Source organism: Streptococcus mitis, from assembly GCF_946188615.1.
GTDB lineage: Bacteria > Bacillota > Bacilli > Lactobacillales > Streptococcaceae > Streptococcus > Streptococcus mitis_BZ.
In genome coordinates this window covers 89,160-109,995 of record NZ_CAMHVK010000005.1, presented here as the reverse complement: position 1 = coordinate 109,995, position 20,836 = coordinate 89,160, and the positions used below count along the sequence as shown (strand labels likewise).

Genomic DNA, 20,836 nt, shown 5'->3' with positions numbered 1-20,836 from the left:
AGGCTTAAACTCCTTTAATATAATCGCCGACTACGCCTGGTAGTTCTTCTTTTTCATAGCCAAAATGGGTCATGGAGGAAACGAAGTGTTCCAATTCTTCTTCCGATAATTGTTTGCGTGATTGGGCGATCAGCTCTTTATCTTCAGTCACAAATCGTCCAGTTGTGCGCTTGCTGTAGACAAATCCTTCTCGTTCGAGGTCTGACAAGGCTCTTTGGATGGTGTTTGGATTGACACCGGCCTCGCTAGCCAGCTCTCTCACGGTTGGAAGTTGTTGATTGGGTTCCAGTGTATGGGAAACAATCTGAAGCTTGATTTTCTCCATAATCTGTAAATAGATGGGTTTTTTGTTGTCAAATGTCCAGGACATCTTGGTCTCCTTTCTTTTATCTCTTTGTCTTAATTAAATAATACAACAAAACAAAAAACTTGTCAAGCAAAAAGAAGAATTGTTTTGGGAATCGTTTAAAAAATGGTATAATGAAAAGAAAACGATAAGGAGGGAAAGGATGCGTTGTCCAAAATGTGGGGCTACCAAGTCAAGTGTTATCGATAGTCGCCAAGCAGAAGAAGGGAACACTATTCGTAGAAGACGTGAGTGCGATGAATGCCAACACCGTTTTACAACCTACGAACGAGTAGAAGAAAGAACCTTGGTGGTTGTTAAAAAAGATGGCACACGGGAACAATTCTCCAGAGATAAAATCTTTAATGGGATTATCCGCTCAGCCCAGAAACGTCCTGTGTCAAGTGATGAAATTAACATGGTAGTCAATCGTATCGAACAGAAACTCCGTGGTCGAAATGAAAATGAAATTCAAAGTGAGGACATTGGTTCACTCGTCATGGAGGAGTTGGCTGAGTTAGATGAGATTACCTATGTACGTTTTGCCAGTGTCTATCGTAGTTTTAAGGATGTCAGTGAGTTAGAGAGCTTGCTCCAACAAATCACCCAGTCCTCTAAAAAGAAAAAGGAAAGATAAATGAAGCCAATTGACCGTTTTTCTTATCTAAAGAATAATCGGGTGTCGCAAGATACCTCATCTCTGGTACAGTGCTACCTCCCGATTATCGGTCAGGAGGCACTGAGCCTTTATCTTTATACGATTAGTTTTTGGGATAATGGCAGAAAGGAATACCTTTTTTCAAGCATTCTCAATCATCTCAATTTTGGGATGGACAGACTTTTAAAATCTTTGAAAATCCTATCTGCTTTTAATCTCTTGACCCTCTATCAAAAGGGTGATACCTATCAGATAGTTATCCAGGCTCCTCTTTCAAGTCAAGATTTCTTGGAGCATCCTGTTTATCGCAGACTTTTGGAGAAAAAGATTGGCGATGCAGCTGTGGAGGATTTAAAAGTTGAAAGTGCTGAGGGAGAAGAAATACCTGTCTCACTCAATCAAGTCTTTCCAGATTTGGCAGAGCTGGGAAGTCAAGAAGACCTTGGTCTCAAGAAGAAAGTGGCCAACGATTTTGACTTGGACCATTTTCGTCAGCTTATGGCTCGAGATGGGCTTCGCTTTGCGGATGAGCAGTCCGATGTCTTAAACCTCTTTGCCATTGCTGAGGAGAAGAAATGGACTTGGTTTGAGACCTATCAACTGGCTAAGTCAACAGCTGTTTCCCAAGTTATTTCAACCAAACGCATGCGGGAGAAAATCGCTCAAAAACCTGTTTCCTCTGACTTTAGTCCTAAGGAAACGACCATTATCAAAGAAGCCAAAAGTAAAACGGCCCTGCAGTTCTTAGCAGAAATCAAGCAGACACGCAAGGGGACCATTACCCAAACAGAAAGAGAACTCTTGCAACAAATGGCTGGTTTGGGCTTGCTGGACGAAGTTATTAATATTATTCTCTTATTGACCTTTAATAAGGTGGATTCGGCAAACATCAACGAGAAATATGCCATGAAAGTAGCCAATGACTATGCCTATCAAAAGATTCATTCGGCAGAAGAAGCAGTCATGCGAATCCGTGAGCGTGGGCAGAAGAGTCAGGCTCAAAAAGGCAGTAAACCCGGTCCTGCTAAGTCCAATGTACCCAAGTGGAGCAATCCAGATTATAAGAATGAAACCAGCGAGGAAACTCGTCTGGAACTAGAACGTAAGAAACAAGAACTATTAGCTCGATTAGAAAAAGGAGGAGATTAGATGGAAAGTGTCGGAGACGTACTCAAGCGTCAACCTAGCCGTTTTCATTATCAAGATTTGGTCCAGAAAATCATGAAGGACCCTGATGTTGCGGCCTTTATCCAGCAAGAATCCCTCAGCCCAGAGGAATTGAATCGCAGTATCTCCAAATTTAACCAGTACATTACCGAGCGTGACAAGTTTCTACGTGGGGATACGGATTATATTGCCAAAGGCTACAAGCCGATTTTGGTTATGAATCATGGTTATGCGGACGTTTCTTATGAAGAAACTCCTGAACTAATCGCAGCGGAAAAAGAAGCGGCTATTAAGAATCGTCTCAAGTTAATCAATCTGCCAGCCAGTCTTAAGAAAGCTAGTTTAGCTCAAGTAGATTTGGATGATTTGGGGCGCTTGCCAGTTTTTGAAAAGCTATTAGCCTTCGTGGAGCAATATCCAGCTATGCGAAAAGGTCTTTACTTATATGGAGACTTTGGTGTGGGTAAAAGTTTCATGGTGGCTGCCTTAGCCCATGATTTATCAGAAAAACGTGGTGTTTCCTCCACTCTTCTCCACTATCCTAGCTTTGTCATCGATGTCAAAAATGCTATCGGTGATGGCAATGTCAAGACCTTGGTGGATGAGATTAAGCTTTCTGAAGTCCTGATTTTAGATGATATTGGTGCCGAGCAATCAACAGCTTGGGTGCGGGATGAAATCCTGCAAGTCATTCTCCAATATCGGATGCAGGAAAATTTACCGACCTTTTTCACCTCCAACTTCAACTTTGAAGAATTGGAGCAGCATTTTGCTAAAGGGAAACATGGAAATGACGAAACCTGGGAAGCCAGACGCGTCATGGAACGCATCCGTTATTTGGCAGAGGAGACTCGTTTAGAAGGAGTAAACCGTCGATGACAGAAACGATTAAACTGATGAAAGCTCATAAATCTGTTCGAAGATTTAAGGAGCAAGTTATCCCTCAGGAAGACTTGACTGAAATCCTGACAGCAGCGCAAATGGCCTCGTCTTGGAAGAATTTTCAATCCTACTCTGTGATTGTGGTACGAAGTCAAGAAAAGAAAGATGCCTTGTATGAATTGGTGCCTCAAGAAGCCATTCGCCAATCTGCTGTTTTCCTTCTCTTTGTCGGAGATTTGAACCGAGCTGAAAAGGGAGCTCAACTTCATACTGACACCTTCCAACCTCAAGGTGTGGAAGGCCTCTTGATTAGTTCGGTCGATGCGGCCCTTGCTGGTCAAAATGCCCTGCTGGCAGCTGAAAGTTTGGGCTATGGCGGTGTCATCATTGGCTTGGTGCGTTACAAGTCAGAAGAAGTATCAGAACTCTTTAATTTGCCTGACTATACTTATCCTGTTTTTGGGATGGCACTAGGTCTTCCAAATGAAGAACATGAAGTCAAACCTCGCTTGCCATTGAATCAAGTAGTATTTGAGGAAGAATATCAGGAACAAACAGTTGATGTGATTGAGGCTTACGACCGTGTACAGGCTGACTATGCTGGGGCGCGTGCGACCACAAGTTGGAGTCAGCGCTTAGCAGAACAGTTTGGTCAAGCTGAACCAAGCTCAACTAGAAAAAATCTTGAACAGAAGAAGTTATTGTAGAAAGTGAGAAATTATGGCCCTACCAACTATTGCCATTGTAGGACGTCCCAATGTTGGGAAATCAACCCTATTTAATCGGATCGCTGGTGAGCGAATCTCCATTGTAGAAGATGTCGAAGGAGTGACACGTGACCGTATCTATGCAACGGGTGAGTGGCTCAATCGTTCTTTTAGCATGATTGATACAGGAGGAATCGATGATGTCGATGCTCCTTTCATGGAACAAATCAAGCACCAGGCAGAGATTGCCATGGAAGAAGCTGATGTTATCGTCTTTGTCGTGTCTGGTAAGGAAGGAATTACCGATGCGGACGAATATGTAGCCCGTAAGCTTTATAAAACCCACAAACCCGTTATCCTTGCAGTGAACAAGGTGGACAACCCTGAGATGCGAAATGATATCTATGATTTCTATGCTCTCGGTTTGGGTGAACCACTGCCTATCTCATCTGTCCATGGTATCGGTACAGGAGATGTGCTAGATGCCATCGTAGAAAATCTTCCAAATGAATATGAGGAAGAAAACCCAGATGTCATTAAGTTTAGCTTGATTGGTCGTCCTAACGTCGGAAAATCAAGCTTGATCAATGCTATCTTGGGAGAAGACCGTGTCATTGCCAGTCCCGTTGCTGGAACAACGCGTGACGCCATTGATACCCACTTTACAGATACAGATGGTCAAGAGTTTACCATGATTGATACGGCTGGTATGCGTAAGTCTGGTAAAGTTTATGAAAATACTGAGAAATACTCTGTTATGCGTGCCATGCGTGCTATTGACCGCTCAGATGTGGTCTTAATGGTCATTAATGCGGAAGAAGGCATCCGTGAATATGACAAGCGTATCGCAGGATTTGCCCATGAAGCTGGTAAAGGGATGATTATCGTGGTCAATAAGTGGGATACACTTGAAAAAGATAACCACACTATGAAAAACTGGGAAGAAGATATCCGTGAGCAGTTCCAATATCTACCTTACGCACCGATTATCTTTGTATCTGCTTTGACCAAGCAACGTCTCCACAAACTGCCTGAGATGATCAAGCAAATCAGCGAAAGTCAAAACACACGTATCCCATCAGCTGTCTTGAACGATGTGATTATGGATGCTATTGCCATCAACCCAACACCGACAGACAAAGGAAAACGTCTCAAGATTTTCTATGCGACTCAAGTGGCAACCAAACCACCGACCTTTGTTATCTTTGTCAACGAAGAAGAACTCATGCACTTTTCTTACCTGCGTTTCTTGGAAAATCAAATCCGCAAGGCCTTTGTCTTTGAAGGAACACCGATTCATCTCATCGCAAGAAAACGTAAATAAAAAAGCAGAATCTGGAATGACATTTCCAGATTTTTTTGATAAAATGAAGTTGAAGAAAGCGCTACCAAAAAGAGGTGTTGATGATGGAACATTTGTTTAAATTGTTAATCTTATTACCCTGTTTTTACTTTTTCAGCTGGATTGAAAAGGCCAACAGAGATAGTAAATTTTTCCCAATTTTTTACTATTTTTACTGGATTTACATCACCCTCTATGCTCTTTTTAGCCTTGCTTGGACAGTTTTTTCAGTCTTGTTTTTCAATATCCTATTGAGAAATGTGGCAGACATCAAGTCTTGGGGCATTTGGCTATTATTACTACTTATTGCTTTTTCCAGTTCTTGGTTAACCTATATCTTTTTCAAAAAAATGCTTCGCTTGAGACGGGAGCTAGGGAAGTCTAAAGGCGGCAAGCATTGATTTATATTGGTAAGAACATTTAATAGAACGAAACTAAAAAAAACAATTTCAAAGAGGAGGTGTCGATGATGAAACTGTCCTTTAATTGGTTTCATTTGATACTCTTATTTCCTTGCTTTTACTTTTTTTATTGGATAGATAATGCTGATAGAAACAGTAAGTTTTTCCCCATTATCTACTATTTCTACTGGATTTATATTTCCCTTTTAGCTCTGTTTAGCTTGGATATGACAATTTTTTCATTCTTATTTTTCCCTTTTGTTCTAAATTATGTATCAGATGCTAGTACTTGGGGTGTTTGGTTGCTTTTGATAGTCTTATCTCTAGGCAGTGACTGGTTAGACTATATCTTTTTCAAAAACATGTTTCGCTTGAGACGAGAACTAGGGGAGTCTAACGGTGGAAGGCATTGATTTATACTCTTCGAAAATCAAATTTAAACCACGTCAACATCGCCTTGCCGTACTCAAGTACAGCCTGCGGCTAGTTTCCTAGTTTGCTCTTTGATTTTCATTGATTATTATATTACTTTCTATTTGTAGGAGGTTGCTTATGGAACGTCTAAAATCATTTATTACACGCTATTCTAAGGTCTATATTGGTTTAGTTCTGCTGATCTGGCTGGCTTTCTTCTTTGTTCCTTGGGATAAACCAGTTCTGGGAATATCTATCAATCTCTTAATCATGCAGAAAGTTTTACTAGTTTTTGGAATTCTGTCGATTTTGATGGCCTTGCTGTCCAAGAAAGTCAGTCTCTTTGTTTTTGGATTGATCTGTTGTCTTTCTTTTTGGATAAATCTATTTATCCTATTTGCCATTTTGCCGATTTTTGGCAATTAATCAGTCATAAAAATCAGAGAGGTTAGCTTGGGAACTAGCCTCTTTTTCCTTTTCAAAATGGGGATTCTTCCTTGAAAATAATCAGTAATTGTGCTAAAATTAAAAGAACATTCTAAAATATTCGGAATTTAAAGTAAGGAAAAACATGGCTAATATTTTAAAAACAATTATCGAAAATGATAAAGGAGAAATCCGTCGTCTGGAAAAGATGGCTGACAAGGTTTTCAAATACGAAGACCAAATGGCTGCTTTGACTGACGACCAACTAAAAGCAAAAACAGTTGAATTTAAAGAACGTTATCAAAATGGAGAATCACTGGATTCATTGCTTTATGAAGCTTTTGCGGTTGTCCGTGAGGGTGCCAAACGTGTCCTAGGACTCTTCCCATATAAGGTTCAGGTCATGGGGGGAATCGTTCTTCACCATGGTGACGTGCCAGAGATGCGTACAGGGGAAGGGAAAACCTTGACTGCGACCATGCCCGTATACCTCAATGCCCTTTCAGGTAAAGGGGTTCACGTAGTTACGGTCAATGAGTACTTGTCAGAACGTGATGCGACTGAGATGGGTGAATTGTACTCATGGCTTGGTTTGTCAGTAGGGATTAACTTGGCTGCCAAATCTCCAATGGAGAAAAAAGAAGCCTATGAGTGTGATATTACCTACTCAACCAACTCGGAAATCGGATTTGACTACCTTCGTGACAACATGGTCGTTCGTGCTGAAAACATGGTACAACGTCCGCTTAACTATGCCTTGGTCGATGAGGTTGACTCTATCTTGATTGACGAGGCGCGTACACCTTTGATCGTATCAGGTGCTAACGCTGTTGAAACCAGTCAGTTGTATCACATGGCAGACCACTATGTAAAATCTTTGGACAAAGACGACTACATCATCGATGTGCAGTCTAAGACTATTGGTTTGTCTGATTCAGGGATTGACAAGGCTGAAAGCTACTTCAAGCTTGAAAATCTCTATGACATCGAAAACGTAGCTCTGACTCACTTTATTGATAACGCCCTTCGTGCCAACTACATCATGCTTCTCGATATTGACTATGTGGTGAGCGAAGAGCAAGAAATCTTGATTGTCGACCAATTTACAGGTCGTACTATGGAAGGTCGTCGTTATTCTGATGGATTGCACCAAGCCATTGAAGCTAAAGAAGGTGTACCAATCCAGGATGAAACCAAGACGTCTGCCTCAATCACTTACCAAAACCTTTTCCGTATGTACAAAAAATTGTCTGGTATGACAGGTACAGGTAAGACTGAGGAAGAAGAATTCCGTGAAATTTACAACATTCGTGTTATTCCAATCCCAACAAATCGTCCTGTTCAACGTATTGACCACTCAGACCTTCTTTATGCAAGTATCGAGGCTAAGTTTAAAGCAGTTGTCGAAGACGTTAAGGCTCGTTACCAAAAAGGTCAGCCAGTCTTGGTTGGTACAGTTGCAGTTGAAACCAGTGACTACATTTCTAAGAAATTGGTCGCAGCTGGCGTTCCTCACGAAGTCTTAAATGCCAAAAACCACTATAAAGAAGCCCAAATCATCATGAATGCTGGTCAACGTGGTGCTGTTACCATTGCGACTAACATGGCCGGTCGTGGTACCGACATCAAGCTTGGTGAAGGGGTTCGCGAACTTGGAGGACTTTGTGTTATTGGTACAGAACGCCATGAAAGCCGTCGTATCGATAATCAGCTTCGTGGACGTTCAGGTCGTCAAGGAGACCCAGGTGAGTCACAATTCTACCTATCTCTTGAAGATGATTTGATGAAACGTTTTGGTTCTGAACGCTTGAAGGGAATCTTTGAACGTCTCAACATGTCTGAAGAGGCCATTGAGTCTCGTATGTTGACACGTCAGGTTGAAGCGGCGCAAAAACGTGTTGAAGGAAATAACTACGATACCCGTAAACAAGTCCTTCAATACGATGATGTCATGCGTGAACAACGTGAGATTATCTACGCTCAACGTTACGACGTCATCACTGCAGACCGTGACTTGGCACCTGAAATTCAGGCTATGATCAAACGCACGATTGGTCGTGTCGTCGATGGTCATGCGCGTGCCAAACAAGATGAAAAACTAGAGGCAATTTTGAACTTCGCTAAGTACAACTTGCTTCCAGAAGATTCTATTTCAATCGAAGACTTGTCAGGCTTGTCTGATAAGGCCATCAAGGAAGAGCTCTTCCAACGTGCCTTGCAAGTTTACGATAGTCAGGTTTCAAAATTACGCGATGAAGAAGCAGTTAAAGAGTTCCAAAAAGTCTTGATTCTACGAGTGGTGGATAACAAGTGGACAGATCATATCGATGCCCTTGATCAATTGCGTAACGCGGTTGGACTTCGTGGCTATGCTCAGAACAACCCTGTTGTTGAGTATCAGGCAGAAGGTTTCCGTATGTTTAATGACATGATTGGTTCGATTGAGTTTGATGTGACACGCTTGATGATGAAAGCACAAATTCATGAACAAGAAAGACCACAAGCAGAACACCATATCAGTACAACAGCGACCCGCAATATCGCTGCCCACCAAGCAAATATACCAGAAGATTTGGATTTGAGCCAGATTGGACGGAATGAACTTTGCCCATGTGGTTCTGGTAAGAAGTTTAAAAACTGTCACGGTAAAAGACAATAAAATGAGATAGTTTAGAGGCGGATACCTTGTGAAAAGTAAATTTTTACTTGGTATCCGTTTGCTTTATAAGGAGATGAGTTATGGTATTTACAGCAAAAAGTCCTAAAATTAATATTGAAGAAGTTCGTGCCTTATCAAAATTAGAAGGTCAAGCTTTAGAGAGAAAATCACAGCGTGATCAAGAGCTAGAAGCCATTATACGTGGAGAAGACCAACGGATTCTCTTGGTAATCGGGCCATGCTCATCTGACAATGAAGAAGCTGTTCTTGAGTACGCTAAGCGTTTGGCAGCTTTGCAAGAAGAAGTAGCAGACCGTATCTTTATGGTTATGCGTGTTTATACTGCCAAACCCCGTACCAACGGAGATGGCTATAAGGGCTTGATTCACCAGCCTAATGCGACAGAAGCGCCTAGTCTTATCAATGGAATCAAAGCCGTTCGCCATCTTCATTATCGTGTTATCACAGAAACAGGTATGACAACAGCTGATGAAATGCTTTATCCTGAAAATCTTCCTCTTGTGGATGATTTGATTTCCTACATGGCGGTTGGTGCCCGTTCAGTTGAAGACCAGCAACACCGCTTTGTGGCAAGTGGAGCAGATTTCGCGACTGGGTTTAAAAATCCAACATCTGGAAATCTCAATGTTATGTTTAATGGGATTTATGCTGCTCAAAACAAACAAAGTTTCCTTTTCCTAGGGAAAGAAGTGGAAACAACTGGGAACCCGCTTTCGCACGCTATTCTTCGTGGAGCAATCAATGAGTATGGTAAGAATATTCCTAACTACTACTATGATAATTTGATGGATACCATTGCCCAATATGAGAAAATGGGCTTGGAAAATCCTTTTATCATTGTGGACACCAATCATGACAATTCTGGTAAGCAATACATGGACCAGATTCGAATTGTCCGCCAGACCTTGATTAACCGTGATTGGAATGAAAAAATCAAGCAGTACGTTCGTGGCTTTATGATTGAGTCTTATCTAGAAGACGGCCGTCAAAACGAACCGGAAGTATTTGGCAAGTCTATCACAGACCCTTGCCTTGGCTGGGAAAATACGGAAGCCCTGGTCAGAGAAATCTACCAAACGCTAGGAGAATAGTATGGCATTTATTGAAAAAGGTCAAGAAATTGATATTGAAGCAATCAAGGCAGAAACTCAATTGTCTGCGGAAGCCTTGAGACTAAAAGAGCGTCGTGATAGAGAAATGGCAGACATCATTTCAGGAGAAGATGACCGTATCCTTTTGGTGATTGGTCCTTGCTCTTCTGATAATGAAGAGGCTGTCTTGGAATATGCCCGTCGTTTATCTGCCTTGCAAAAGAAGGTGGCGGACAAGATTTTCATGGTTATGCGTGTTTATACAGCTAAACCTCGTACCAACGGAGACGGCTATAAAGGTTTGGTTCACCAACCAGATACTTCTAAGGCTCCAAGCCTGATTAACGGCTTGCAGGCTGTGCGCCAGTTGCACTACCGCGTGATTACAGAGACTGGTTTAACGACGGCAGATGAGATGCTTTATCCGTCAAATCTGGTCTTGGTAGATGATTTGGTCAGCTACCATGCTGTTGGGGCTCGTTCTGTGGAAGACCAAGAGCACCGCTTTGTGGCCTCAGGGATTGATGCACCGGTCGGGATGAAAAATCCAACCTCAGGAAATCTTGGGGTTATGTTTAACGGTATCTATGCTGCTCAGAACAAACAGACCTTCCTCTTTCATGGTCAAGAAGTTGAAACTTCAGGAAATCCCTTGGCCCACGTCATCCTTCGTGGAGCAGTTAATGAATATGGGAAAAATGAGCCTAACTTTTACTATGAAACCTTGCTAAATGCCATTGAACGCTATGAAGCCATGGGACTTGAAAATCCCTTTATCCTCATTGATACCAACCATGATAATTCCGGAAAGCAATATATGGAGCAGATTCGAATTGTTCGCCAGACCTTGCAAAATCGTGATTGGAATGAGAAGATTAAAAAGGCAGTTCGAGGCTTTATGATTGAATCTTACCTAGCAGATGGTCGTCAAAACCAACCAGAGGTCTTTGGTTGCTCTATTACCGATCCTTGCTTGGGTTGGGAAAATACAGAGGCCTTGGTAGAAGAAATCTATGCTACCTTGACAAAATAAGTGAAAAGGATGGAGTTGGGGAATCTCAACTCCTTTTGATGAGAATGATAGTTGGACACGGAATTGACATCGAAGAATTAGCTTCGATAGAAAGCGCAGTTACACGGCATGAAGGCTTTGCCAAGCGCGTGCTGACCGCTAAGGAAATGGAACGGTTTAACAGTCTTAAAGGGCGCAGGCAGATTGAATATTTGGCTGGTCGTTGGTCGGCTAAGGAGGCCTTTTCCAAGGCCATGGGAACTGGTATTGGGAAGCTCGGTTTTCAGGATTTGGAAGTCTTGAATAATGAACGCGGGGCGCCTTATTTTAGTCAGTCACCATTTTCAGGAAAGATTTGGCTGTCTATCAGCCATACAGATCAGTTTGTGACAGCCAGTGTCATTTTGGAGGAAAATCATGAAAGCTAGTCCACATAGACCAACCAAGGCTCTGATTCATCTGGGAGCTATTCGACAAAATATTCAGCAAATGGGGGTTCATATTCCTGAAGGAACGCTCAAATGGGCTGTGGTTAAGGCCAATGCCTATGGTCATGGGGCTGTTGCTGTTGCGACGGCTATTCAAGATGATGTAGATGGTTTTTGCGTTTCAAATATCGATGAAGCTATTGAACTTAGACAAGCTGGACTTAGCAAGCGAATCCTTATTTTAGGAGTTTCTGAAATCGAAGTTGTTGCTCTAGCTAAAGAATATGACATCACCTTGACTGTAGCTGGACTGGAGTGGATTCAAGCACTCTTAGATAAGGAAGCGGACTTAACTGGATTAACAGTCCACCTCAAGATTGATTCAGGAATGGGACGAATTGGTTTTCGAGAGGCTAGTGAAGCTGATCAGGCTCAAGATTTGCTCCAACAACATGGTGCTCGTGTTGAAGGGATTTTTACCCACTTTGCTACTGCAGACGAGAAATCAGATGACTACTTTAATGCCCAGTTAGAACGGTTTAAAACTATTTTGGCCAGTATGAAAGGTCTTCCAGAGCTGATACATGCCAGCAATTCGGCAACGACCCTTTGGCATGCAGAGACTATTTTCAATGCGGTCCGTATGGGAGATGCTATGTATGGTCTTAACCCTAGCGGAGAAGTCTTGGACTTGCCCTATGACTTGAAACCAGCCTTGACCTTGGAATCTGCTCTGGTTCATGTCAAGACAGTTTCAGCTGGAGCTTGCATGGGCTATGGAGCGACCTATCAGGCAGATAGTGAGCAAGTCATCGCGACGGTACCAATTGGCTATGCAGATGGATGGACACGAGATATGCAAAATTTCGCTGTCTTGGTAGATGGGCAAGCTTGCCCAATTGTTGGACGAGTTTCTATGGACCAAATCACCATTCGTCTGCCTAAGCTTTATCCCTTAGGAACAAAGGTAACCTTGATTGGTTCTAATGGGGGCAAGGAAATCACAGCTACTCAGGTAGCGACCTACCGCGGAACTATTAACTACGAGGTGGTTTGTCTTCTTAGCGACCGCATTCCGAGAGAATATTATTAGAAAAGAAAGGAGTGGAGCATGAATCTACATCAACCCTTGCATGTCTTACCTGGTGTGGGACCAAAGTCAGCAGAAAAATACGCCAAACTAGGAATTGAAAACTTGCAAGACCTCTTGCTCTACTTTCCTTTCCGATATGAAGACTTCAAGACCAAGCAAGTGCTGGAACTGGAAGACGGTGAAAAGGCGGTTCTTTCTGGTCAAGTCGTGACTCCTGCTAGTGTCCAGTACTATGGTTTCAAGCGTAATCGCCTACGCTTTAGCCTCAAGCAGGGAGAAGTCGTTTTTGCGGTGAATTTCTTTAACCAGCCCTATCTAGCAGATAAGATAGAGTTGGGAGCAACTCTTGCTGTCTTTGGGAAATGGGACCGCGCCAAGGCTAGTCTGACTGGGATGAAGATCCTGGCTCAGGTGGAGGATGACCTCCAACCTGTTTATCGCTTGGCTCAGGGAATCAGTCAGGCCAGTCTGGTAAAGGTCATTAAGACGGCCTTTGATCAGGGATTGGATCTCTTGATTGAGGAAAATCTTCCCCAGTCTTTACTGGATAAATACAAACTTATGTCCCGTTGTCAGGCCGTTCGTGCTATGCATTTTCCAAAGGATTTGGCAGAATACAAGCAAGCCCTTCGCCGTATCAAATTTGAGGAACTCTTTTATTTCCAAATGCAGTTGCAGACGCTTAAGTCTGAAAATAGAGTTCAGGGAAGTGGTCTGGTCCTGGACTGGTCTAAGGAAAAAGTGACAGCAGTCAAAGAAAGCTTGCCTTTTGCCTTGACTCAAGCTCAGGAAAAGAGTTTGCAGGAAATTTTAACCGATATGAAGTCGGACCACCACATGAATCGTCTCCTACAAGGAGATGTGGGGAGCGGAAAAACGGTAGTCGCTGGCTTGGCCATGTTTGCGGCGGTGACAGCTGGCTACCAGGCTGCTCTCATGGTGCCAACAGAAATCCTTGCAGAGCAACACTTTGAGAGTTTACAGAACCTTTTTCCAGACTTGAAACTGGCTCTTTTGACAGGTTCCTTGAAAGCTGCAGAAAAGAGAGAAGTTTTGGAGACCATTGCTAAGGGTGAGGCTGATTTGATTATTGGAACCCATGCTCTGATACAGGATGGAGTGGATTATGATCGCCTTGGTTTGATTATTATCGATGAGCAGCACCGTTTTGGTGTGGGGCAAAGGCGTATTCTAAGGGAAAAAGGCGACAATCCAGATGTTCTCATGATGACAGCGACTCCCATACCACGAACCTTAGCCATCACAGCCTTTGGCGATATGGATGTTTCCATTATCGACCAGATGCCAGCAGGGCGGAAGCCTGTTGTGACACGCTGGATCAAGCATGAGCAACTACCTCAGGTCTTGACTTGGTTAGAGGGGGAAATTCAAAAAGGTTCACAAGCCTATGTCATCTCTCCCTTAATTGAAGAATCAGAAGCTCTGGATTTGAAAAATGCCATTGCCTTATCAGAGGAATTGACGACTCATTTTGCTGGTAAGGCAGAGGTGGCTCTTCTACATGGTAAGATGAAGAGTGACGAAAAAGACCAGATAATGCAGGAGTTCAAAGAGCGAAAAACGGATATTCTAGTTTCGACAACGGTTATTGAGGTTGGGGTCAACGTTCCCAATGCGACCGTCATGATTATCATGGATGCCGATCGCTTCGGGCTCAGCCAGCTTCACCAGCTTAGAGGTCGAGTTGGTCGGGGGGACAAGCAGTCCTATGCTGTTCTTGTTGCCAATCCTAAGACGGATTTTGGGAAAGACCGCATGCGCATCATGACAGAAACCACCAATGGATTTGTCCTTGCGGAGGAAGATTTGAAAATGCGTGGTTCTGGTGAGATTTTTGGAACCAGACAATCAGGACTTCCAGAATTCCAAGTGGCTGATATTATTGAAGATTTTCCAATTTTAGAAGAAGCCAGAAAAGTTGCTAGTTACATTAGTTCGATAGAAGCTTGGCAAGAGGATCCAGAGTGGCGCATGATTGCCCTTCATCTGGAAAAGAAAGAACATTTAGATTAAGCTTTCTCTAAGGAAAACTTAAGCTAGCTTTCAGGTTAGCCCCTTATACTAGAGTCATCAAAAAGAAACGAGGACTCTCACATGACAGTAACGATTAAAGTAAATTACCAAACCACTTTCCAAAAGAAAGAAGCAAAAAACTAATAGAAATAGAAGAAAGAGCGAAAATGCTCTTTTTTGTTTCTAAAAGCACAATTTATTGAATCTAAAATAGCACACTGTGGATTCTAAAAAATTTCTAGAAATTATAGTAGATTGAATCTGGAATAGTCCACCGAGTTTTCTAAAATATTGTTAGAAATTAGTTTGAATTCCGCAATCAATTTGTTCAGTTTTTATTTCATTTAACTATAATTTGACTTTCCTAATTTCTTTGTTCATATCTTATTTCAATATACTATATCTTACTATTTCAGAGCCCACATCTAGCATAACTAAAAAAAACAGATTCTTCCATCTATCACGGAAAAATCTGTCATTGATTTAATGATTTACAAAAACTCCAACCACGGCTTGCGAACCTTATCTTTGCTGGTTTCTCTATATTTTTTAGTTCTTATTTATGATGCTCTTTTAATAGTTCTTCAAACTCAGCGACAGTCATACCCAACTGTTGACTGGCAACTTCAGAAGGCAAAAGACCTTGACGGACTAGATTTAGTAGCATAGACAAACTTCCTTCAACTTTTCCACGCTCCAGTCCCTGTTCAATACCACGTTCCAACCCCTGTTCAATCCCTTCTGCCCTAGCAGTTTCCAAGGCATAATCATGAGCCAATAATGCCTGTTCTTCACGCATACGTAGTTGACTAAACATTTTCCTGTCCTCCTCGGACCAGCTCTTGTAGTCTAGCAGTTGGTCTGCCTGGCTGATGGCTCGCTCGGGTTCCTGGGTAAAGGGTTTATTACCGAAAAACTCCAACCACGGCTTGCGAACCTCGTCTTTGCTGGTTTCTTTGTATTTTTTTAATTCCAAGAACGCCATCTTAACTAGATGGTTTTCTTGTCCATTGTTTGTGATGGTTAAGACCTCACCTGTCATGTCTTCGCGCATACTAAAACTGTGAAAAGCCAAATCATCCGAGAAGTAATTACTATCCACGATTGCGATAGCGTATACTGGGGCAATATGTTTGTAACTCTGGTGAGTGTCACCTTCACGTTGGCGAATTTTTTCGAGGTTTTGATTAACCTGACTGCATAGATAAGCCCACAGGCGATTGATGAAAAAATTCTGATGATGCACCTGAATCTCAATAATTACTTGCGTCCCATTGTCCAACTCCGCCAAAACATCTATACTGGTATAGAAATCCTGCGCTGAATAAGGCATGGAGGGTAATACGTGAATATTGCTTCCCTCCAAAATCGTCACATTTTTTGCTGGCAAGTCCAGCATATCACGAATAAATTGACAAGTAATCTCTGGGTTGCTAAAAATCTTCTTAGCTACTAAGTCATTGGTTGGGCTAATGCCCGGATGTCTTAGAATCATCCTTTTCCTCCTTTTATTATACCACAGTTTTAAATCTAAAATCACTAGATTCACTGCTACTATCTATTTATTCGGAAAAGAAAGGATAAATGAAATAGAAAATAAAAAATAAGAACAGCGGCTAAGCAATAAATTTTAAGATTATCTGTCTTCTCCGCTTATCTGATAATAAATAAGGTTCGCAATATAGCCTTTTCTCTCTACCACATTTGCAACAGTCTTTAGATAGGACATTCCAGTCTTATCCATAACATGACCTGAAGCTGGGTTGAGACTGGCATATCGTGCTTTGACTTTTTGAAAACCTGCTTGAGTAAAACAGAAGTCTAAGATAGCTTTTAAGGCCTCTGTCATAAGACCACGACTCCAATAGTTTTTTCCTAAAACATAGCCAATTTCACAACTGGAATCATCCTCATTCATCTCAACGATGCTGATATCTCTTATCACTTGCTCTGGGTTTTCTTTGAGGTAAATGACTCATTTGTAATAGTTGGGATTGGCATAGGAAGCAACCCAATTACGAATTGAGTTTCGAGTGACCTCAACATCAGGATGGGGATTCCAAGTAACATAGGTCAGATTCTCAGCAGACGAAGCCCAATTTTGAAACATGGCTTCCGCATCACTCTCCACAAATCTTCTCAAGATTAAACGGTTTGTCTGTAATATTTGCGCACCTATTGCTTTTATGATGTTACCTCGCTTTCTGGTGTGTGATTCTCTATTCAATCTCCATTGAAACTATAGTATATCGAGATAAGCTGTAGACAAATCAACTGGGGCATTCACATTAATTTCTAAAACTACTTTCAGCCCATCATCCTAAAAGTAGAGAATCTAAAATCTCTTTCTATTTACTCTTCTTTCTTGCATTGCTTTTCTAGATATGCTACAGTGGTGGTAGCGATTACAAAAAAGAAGGAGCATATTATGAAAAATCCAGTTTTGTTAGAAGAAATCAAGACTTATAGAGGAAGGGATGAGGTTCCGGAAGACTTTGATGCTTTCTGGGATGAGGAAGTGAAAAAAGTTTCAACTCTTCCAGCCTGCCAGTTGGAGGAAAGAAATTTCCACATTTCTCAAGTTAAGTGCTATGAATTAACCTTTGAAGGAAGCAATGAAGGCAAGGTTTATGCACGGGTCGTTCTTCCAAAAAGTGAGGAGAAGGTTCCACTAATCTTCCATTTCCATGGTTATATGGGACGTGGCTGGGACTGGTCCGACATGCTGGCCTTTACCGTGGCTGGTTACGGTGTTGTTTCCATGGATGTGCGGGGACAGTCAGGTTATTCACAGGACGGTTTGCGTTCTCCTCTAGGAAATACGGTTAAGGGACATATTATCCGTGGGGCTGTGGAAGGTCGGGAGCATCTCTTTTATAAGGATGTTTATCTGGACATTTACCAGTTGATCGAAATTGTTGCTAGTCTGCCTCAGGTAGATGAGAAGCGCCTTTCTAGCTATGGTGCCTCACAAGGAGGGGCTCTAGCCTTGGTTGCGGCGGCGCTCAATCCTCGAATTGAGAAAACTGTTGCCATCTATCCTTTCTTGTCAGACTTCAGACGAGTGCTTGAGATTGGGAATACTAGCGAGGCTTACGACGAACTTTTCCGTTATTTCAAGTTTCACGACCCCTTCCATGAAACTGAGGAGGAGATCATGGCGACCCTTGCTTATATCGATGTGAAAAATCTTGCCCATCGTATCAAGGGTGAGGTTAAGATGATTACGGGCTTGGACGATGATGTTTGCTACCCTATTACCCAGTTTGCGATTTACAACCGCCTGACTTGCGACAAGGCCTATCGCATCATGCCTGAGTATGCCCACGAAGCCATGAATGTCTTTGTCAATGACCAAGTCTACAACTGGCTGTGTGGTAGTGAGATTCCTTTTAAGTATGTAAAATGATAAATGAGAGAGCCCAGTAGCTCTCTTTTTTGTAGTTTAATAAAAATGATTTAAAATAGATGACTCTCTGAAACTACTTTCAGAAACAGCTGTTCTATAAAATACTTTTGAAACTGAAATCTATTCTATCACAAAGTATTGAAAGCGCTTAATAAATGATATATAATGACCTCATAAGAACAAGGAAAAGGAGGAAAGAGGATGCCACAGATTACTAAAGAAGCCTTGATTGCACAAATCAAAGATGGAATCATCGTTTCTTGTCAGGCCCTTCCTCACGAACCGCTTTATACAGAAGCGGGAGGAGTCATTCCCTTGCTGGTCAAAGCGGCTGAGCAAGGTGGAGCAGTCGGTATCCGAGCAAACAGTGTTCGCGATATCAAGGAAATCAAGGAGGTTACCAACCTTCCAATCATTGGGATAATTAAACGAGATTATCCACCGCAAGAACCCTTCATCACTGCTACTATGAAAGAAGTTGATGAATTGGCAGAACTGGACATCGAGGTGATTGCTCTGGATTGTACCAAGCGTGAACGCTACGATGGTTTAGAGATTCAAGAGTTTATTCGTCAGGTTAAGGAAAAATACCCGAACCAGCTCTTGATGGCTGACACAAGTACTTTTGAAGAAGGCTTAGCAGCTGTTGAAGCAGGAATTGACTTTGTCGGAACAACCTTATCAGGATACACATCTTACAGTCCAAAAGTGGATGGCCCCGATTTTGAATTAATCAAAAAACTCTGTGATGCTGGCGTGGATGTCATTGCAGAAGGAAAAATTCATACACCTGAACAAGCCAAACAAATCCTGGGATATGGAGTGCGAGGCATCGTTGTAGGTGGCGCTATTACTAGACCAAAAGAGATTACAGAACGCTTCGTTGCTGCTCTTAAATAAAAAATAAAGAAAGGGGGATTGAGTATGATTATTACTAAAATCAGTCGTTTAGGAACTTATGTGAAAGTAAATCCACATTTTGCAACATTAATAGATTTTCTAGAAAAAACAGGACTAGAAAATTTAACAGAAGGTCCGATTGAGATCGATGGTAATCGATTATTTGGGAATTGCTTTACTTATCTAGCAGACGGTCAAGCAGGAGCCTTCTTTGAAACTCACCAAAAATATTTGGATATTCATTTAGTTTTGGAAAACGAAGAAGCCATGGCTGTTACGTCGCCAGAAAATGTAAGCGTTACCCAAAAATATGATGAAGAAAAAGATATTGAATTATACACAGGAGAAGTGGAACAGTTAGTTCATTTGAGAGCTGGTGAATGCCTTATCACTTTTCCAGAAGATTTACATCAACCCAAGGTTCGTATAAATGATGAACCTGTTAAAAAAGTTGTCTTTAAAGTTGCGATTTCTTAATGTAGAAAGGGAAGAACAATGAAAAAAATGAGAAAGTTTTTATGTCTAGCTGGAGTTGCGCTAGCAGCCGTTGCCTTGGTAGCTTGTTCAGGAAAGAAAGAAACTACAGCTGACACTGAACCACCGACAGAATTATCTGGTGAGATTACAATGTGGCACTCCTTTACTCAAGGACCACGTTTGGAAAGTATTCAAAAATCAGCAGATGCTTTTATGCAAAAGCATCCAAAAACGAAAATCAAGATTGAAACATTCTCTTGGAATGACTTCTATACTAAATGGACTACAGGTTTAGCAAATGGAAATGTGCCAGATATCAGTACGGCTCTTCCTAACCAAGTAATGGAAATGGTCAACTCAGATGCTTTGGTTCCGCTAAACGATTCTATCAAGCGTATTGGACAGGATAAATTTAACGAAACTGCCTTAAATGAAGCAAAAATCGGAGATGATTACTACTCTGTTCCTCTTTATTCACATGCACAAGTCATGTGGGTTAGAACAGATTTGTTAAAAGAACATAATATTGAGGTTCCTAAAACTTGGGATCAACTCTATGAAGCTTCTAAAAAATTGAAAGAAGCTGGAGTTTATGGCTTGTCTGTTCCGTTTGGAACAAATGACTTAATGGCAACACGTTTCTTGAACTTCTACGTACGTAGTGGTGGTGGAAGTCTCTTAACAAAAGATCTTAAAGCAGATTTGACAAGTCAACTTGCTCAAGATGGTATTAAATACTGGGTTAAAATGTATAAAGAAATTTCACCTCAAGATTCTTTGAACTTTAATGTCCTTCAACAAGCTACCTTGTTCTATCAAGGAAAAACAGCATTTGACTTTAACTCTGGCTTCCATATTGGAGGAATTAATGCCAACAGTCCTCAATTGATTGATTCGATTGATGCCTATCCTATTCCAAAAATCAAAGAATCTGATAAAGACCAAGGAATTGAAACATCAAACATTCCAATGGTTGTTTGGAAAAATTCAAAACATCCAGAAGTTGCTAAAGCATTCTTGGAATCACTTTACAATGAAGAAGACTATATTAAATTCCTTGATTCAACTCCAGTAGGTATGTTGCCAACTATTAAGGGAATTAGCGATTCTGCAGCCTATAAAGAAAATGAAACTCGTAAGAAATTTAAACATGCTGAAGAAGTAATTACTGAAGCTGTTAAAAAAGGTACTGCTATTGGTTATGAAAATGGACCAAGTGTACAAGCTGGTATGTTGACTAACCAACACATTATTGAACAAATGTTCCAAGATATCATTTCAAATGGAACAGATCCTATGAAAGCAGCAAAAGAAGCAGAAAAACAACTAAACGATTTATTTGAGGCTGCTCAGTAGATGTAAAAGACTA

The 20,836-nt window shown here is 41.6% G+C and carries 20 protein-coding genes and 1 pseudogene; 18 read left to right on the top strand and 3 right to left on the bottom strand.

From position 1 onward, the window contains the following. Nucleotides 1–4 precede the first annotated feature (4 nt). Complete coding sequence (locus OCF95_RS06355; RefSeq protein ID WP_000119149.1) at nucleotides 5–370, bottom strand: GntR family transcriptional regulator; 366 nt, start codon at nucleotides 368–370, stop codon at nucleotides 5–7. A 139-nt stretch (nucleotides 371–509) separates the two neighbouring features. On the opposite strand from OCF95_RS06355, the gene nrdR reads away from it, so the two are divergent. The 14 genes from nrdR to recG all read left to right on the top strand — a co-directional run bounded on the left by nrdR (nucleotide 510) and on the right by recG (nucleotide 14,681). Beyond that, entirely contained in the window at nucleotides 510–983 is a 474-nt protein-coding gene (gene nrdR, locus OCF95_RS06350; protein WP_001203672.1) for a transcriptional regulator NrdR, read from the top strand. After that, on the top strand, nucleotides 984–2,153 hold the full coding sequence (locus OCF95_RS06345) for a DnaD domain protein (RefSeq protein WP_125456398.1): 1,170 nt from the start codon (nucleotides 984–986) through the stop codon (nucleotides 2,151–2,153). Next, on the top strand, nucleotides 2,154–3,050 hold the full coding sequence (gene dnaI / locus OCF95_RS06340) for a primosomal protein DnaI (RefSeq protein WP_203213450.1): 897 nt from the start codon (nucleotides 2,154–2,156) through the stop codon (nucleotides 3,048–3,050). Beyond that, nucleotides 3,047–3,760 (top strand): NADPH-dependent oxidoreductase, encoded by a 714-nt coding sequence (locus OCF95_RS06335; RefSeq protein WP_033684854.1) that lies wholly within the window; start codon nucleotides 3,047–3,049, stop codon nucleotides 3,758–3,760. The genes dnaI and OCF95_RS06335 overlap by 4 nt, the downstream gene beginning before the upstream one ends. 13 nt (nucleotides 3,761–3,773) lie before the next feature. After that, nucleotides 3,774–5,084: a ribosome biogenesis GTPase Der gene (gene der / locus OCF95_RS06330; RefSeq protein ID WP_001207696.1), complete on the top strand. Its 1,311-nt coding sequence runs from the start codon at nucleotides 3,774–3,776 to the stop codon at nucleotides 5,082–5,084. Between the two features lie 83 nt (nucleotides 5,085–5,167). Beyond that, complete coding sequence (locus tag OCF95_RS06325) at nucleotides 5,168–5,503, top strand: hypothetical protein (RefSeq protein WP_004238753.1); 336 nt, start codon at nucleotides 5,168–5,170, stop codon at nucleotides 5,501–5,503. Between the two features lie 65 nt (nucleotides 5,504–5,568). Beyond that, a complete protein-coding gene (locus OCF95_RS06320; RefSeq protein ID WP_000977067.1) occupies nucleotides 5,569–5,916 on the top strand; it encodes a hypothetical protein in 348 nt (115 codons plus the stop codon). Nucleotides 5,917–6,055: 139 nt separating this feature from the next. Further along, on the top strand, nucleotides 6,056–6,343 hold the full coding sequence (locus tag OCF95_RS06315) for a membrane protein (protein ID WP_049551076.1): 288 nt from the start codon (nucleotides 6,056–6,058) through the stop codon (nucleotides 6,341–6,343). A 145-nt stretch (nucleotides 6,344–6,488) separates the two neighbouring features. After that, nucleotides 6,489–9,002, top strand: coding sequence for a preprotein translocase subunit SecA (gene secA, locus OCF95_RS06310; RefSeq protein ID WP_023943775.1), 2,514 nt, complete (start codon nucleotides 6,489–6,491; stop codon nucleotides 9,000–9,002). Between the two features lie 80 nt (nucleotides 9,003–9,082). Next, complete coding sequence (locus OCF95_RS06305; RefSeq protein WP_049500894.1) at nucleotides 9,083–10,114, top strand: 3-deoxy-7-phosphoheptulonate synthase; 1,032 nt, start codon at nucleotides 9,083–9,085, stop codon at nucleotides 10,112–10,114. 1 nt (nucleotide 10,115) lies between these two features. Further along, nucleotides 10,116–11,147, top strand: a complete 1,032-nt coding sequence (locus OCF95_RS06300) for a 3-deoxy-7-phosphoheptulonate synthase (protein ID WP_261105086.1) — start codon at nucleotides 10,116–10,118, stop codon at nucleotides 11,145–11,147. Nucleotides 11,148–11,191: 44 nt separating this feature from the next. Beyond that, nucleotides 11,192–11,554 (top strand): holo-ACP synthase, encoded by a 363-nt coding sequence (gene acpS / locus OCF95_RS06295; RefSeq protein WP_033681488.1) that lies wholly within the window; start codon nucleotides 11,192–11,194, stop codon nucleotides 11,552–11,554. Further along, nucleotides 11,544–12,647, top strand: coding sequence for an alanine racemase (alr, locus tag OCF95_RS06290; protein WP_261105085.1), 1,104 nt, complete (start codon nucleotides 11,544–11,546; stop codon nucleotides 12,645–12,647). The genes acpS and alr overlap by 11 nt, the downstream gene beginning before the upstream one ends. 18 nt (nucleotides 12,648–12,665) lie before the next feature. Further along, nucleotides 12,666–14,681 (top strand): ATP-dependent DNA helicase RecG, encoded by a 2,016-nt coding sequence (recG, locus tag OCF95_RS06285; protein ID WP_261105084.1) that lies wholly within the window; start codon nucleotides 12,666–12,668, stop codon nucleotides 14,679–14,681. Between the two features lie 556 nt (nucleotides 14,682–15,237). Here the strand turns inward: recG and OCF95_RS06280 are convergent. Together OCF95_RS06280 and OCF95_RS06275 are read right to left on the bottom strand one after the other, a co-directional pair. After that, on the bottom strand, nucleotides 15,238–16,176 hold the full coding sequence (locus tag OCF95_RS06280) for an Rpn family recombination-promoting nuclease/putative transposase (RefSeq protein WP_033684859.1): 939 nt from the start codon (nucleotides 16,174–16,176) through the stop codon (nucleotides 15,238–15,240). Between the two features lie 141 nt (nucleotides 16,177–16,317). Then, nucleotides 16,318–16,869, bottom strand: a pseudogene (locus OCF95_RS06275) (GNAT family N-acetyltransferase). Nucleotides 16,870–17,109: 240 nt separating this feature from the next. Here OCF95_RS06275 and OCF95_RS06270 point away from each other — a divergent pair. From OCF95_RS06270 to OCF95_RS06255, 4 genes are all read left to right on the top strand, one after another. Beyond that, entirely contained in the window at nucleotides 17,110–18,090 is a 981-nt protein-coding gene (locus tag OCF95_RS06270; RefSeq protein WP_229294616.1) for an acetylxylan esterase, read from the top strand. Nucleotides 18,091–18,291: 201 nt separating this feature from the next. Beyond that, nucleotides 18,292–18,990, top strand: coding sequence for an N-acetylmannosamine-6-phosphate 2-epimerase (locus OCF95_RS06265; protein WP_229294615.1), 699 nt, complete (start codon nucleotides 18,292–18,294; stop codon nucleotides 18,988–18,990). 24 nt (nucleotides 18,991–19,014) lie between these two features. Continuing rightward, nucleotides 19,015–19,467, top strand: coding sequence for a YhcH/YjgK/YiaL family protein (locus tag OCF95_RS06260; protein WP_229294614.1), 453 nt, complete (start codon nucleotides 19,015–19,017; stop codon nucleotides 19,465–19,467). 18 nt (nucleotides 19,468–19,485) lie between these two features. Then, nucleotides 19,486–20,823 carry an ABC transporter substrate-binding protein gene (locus OCF95_RS06255; RefSeq protein WP_020903252.1) on the top strand — a complete coding sequence of 446 codons (1,338 nt, stop codon included), beginning with the start codon at nucleotides 19,486–19,488 and terminating at the stop codon, nucleotides 20,821–20,823. Nucleotides 20,824–20,836 lie beyond the last annotated feature (13 nt).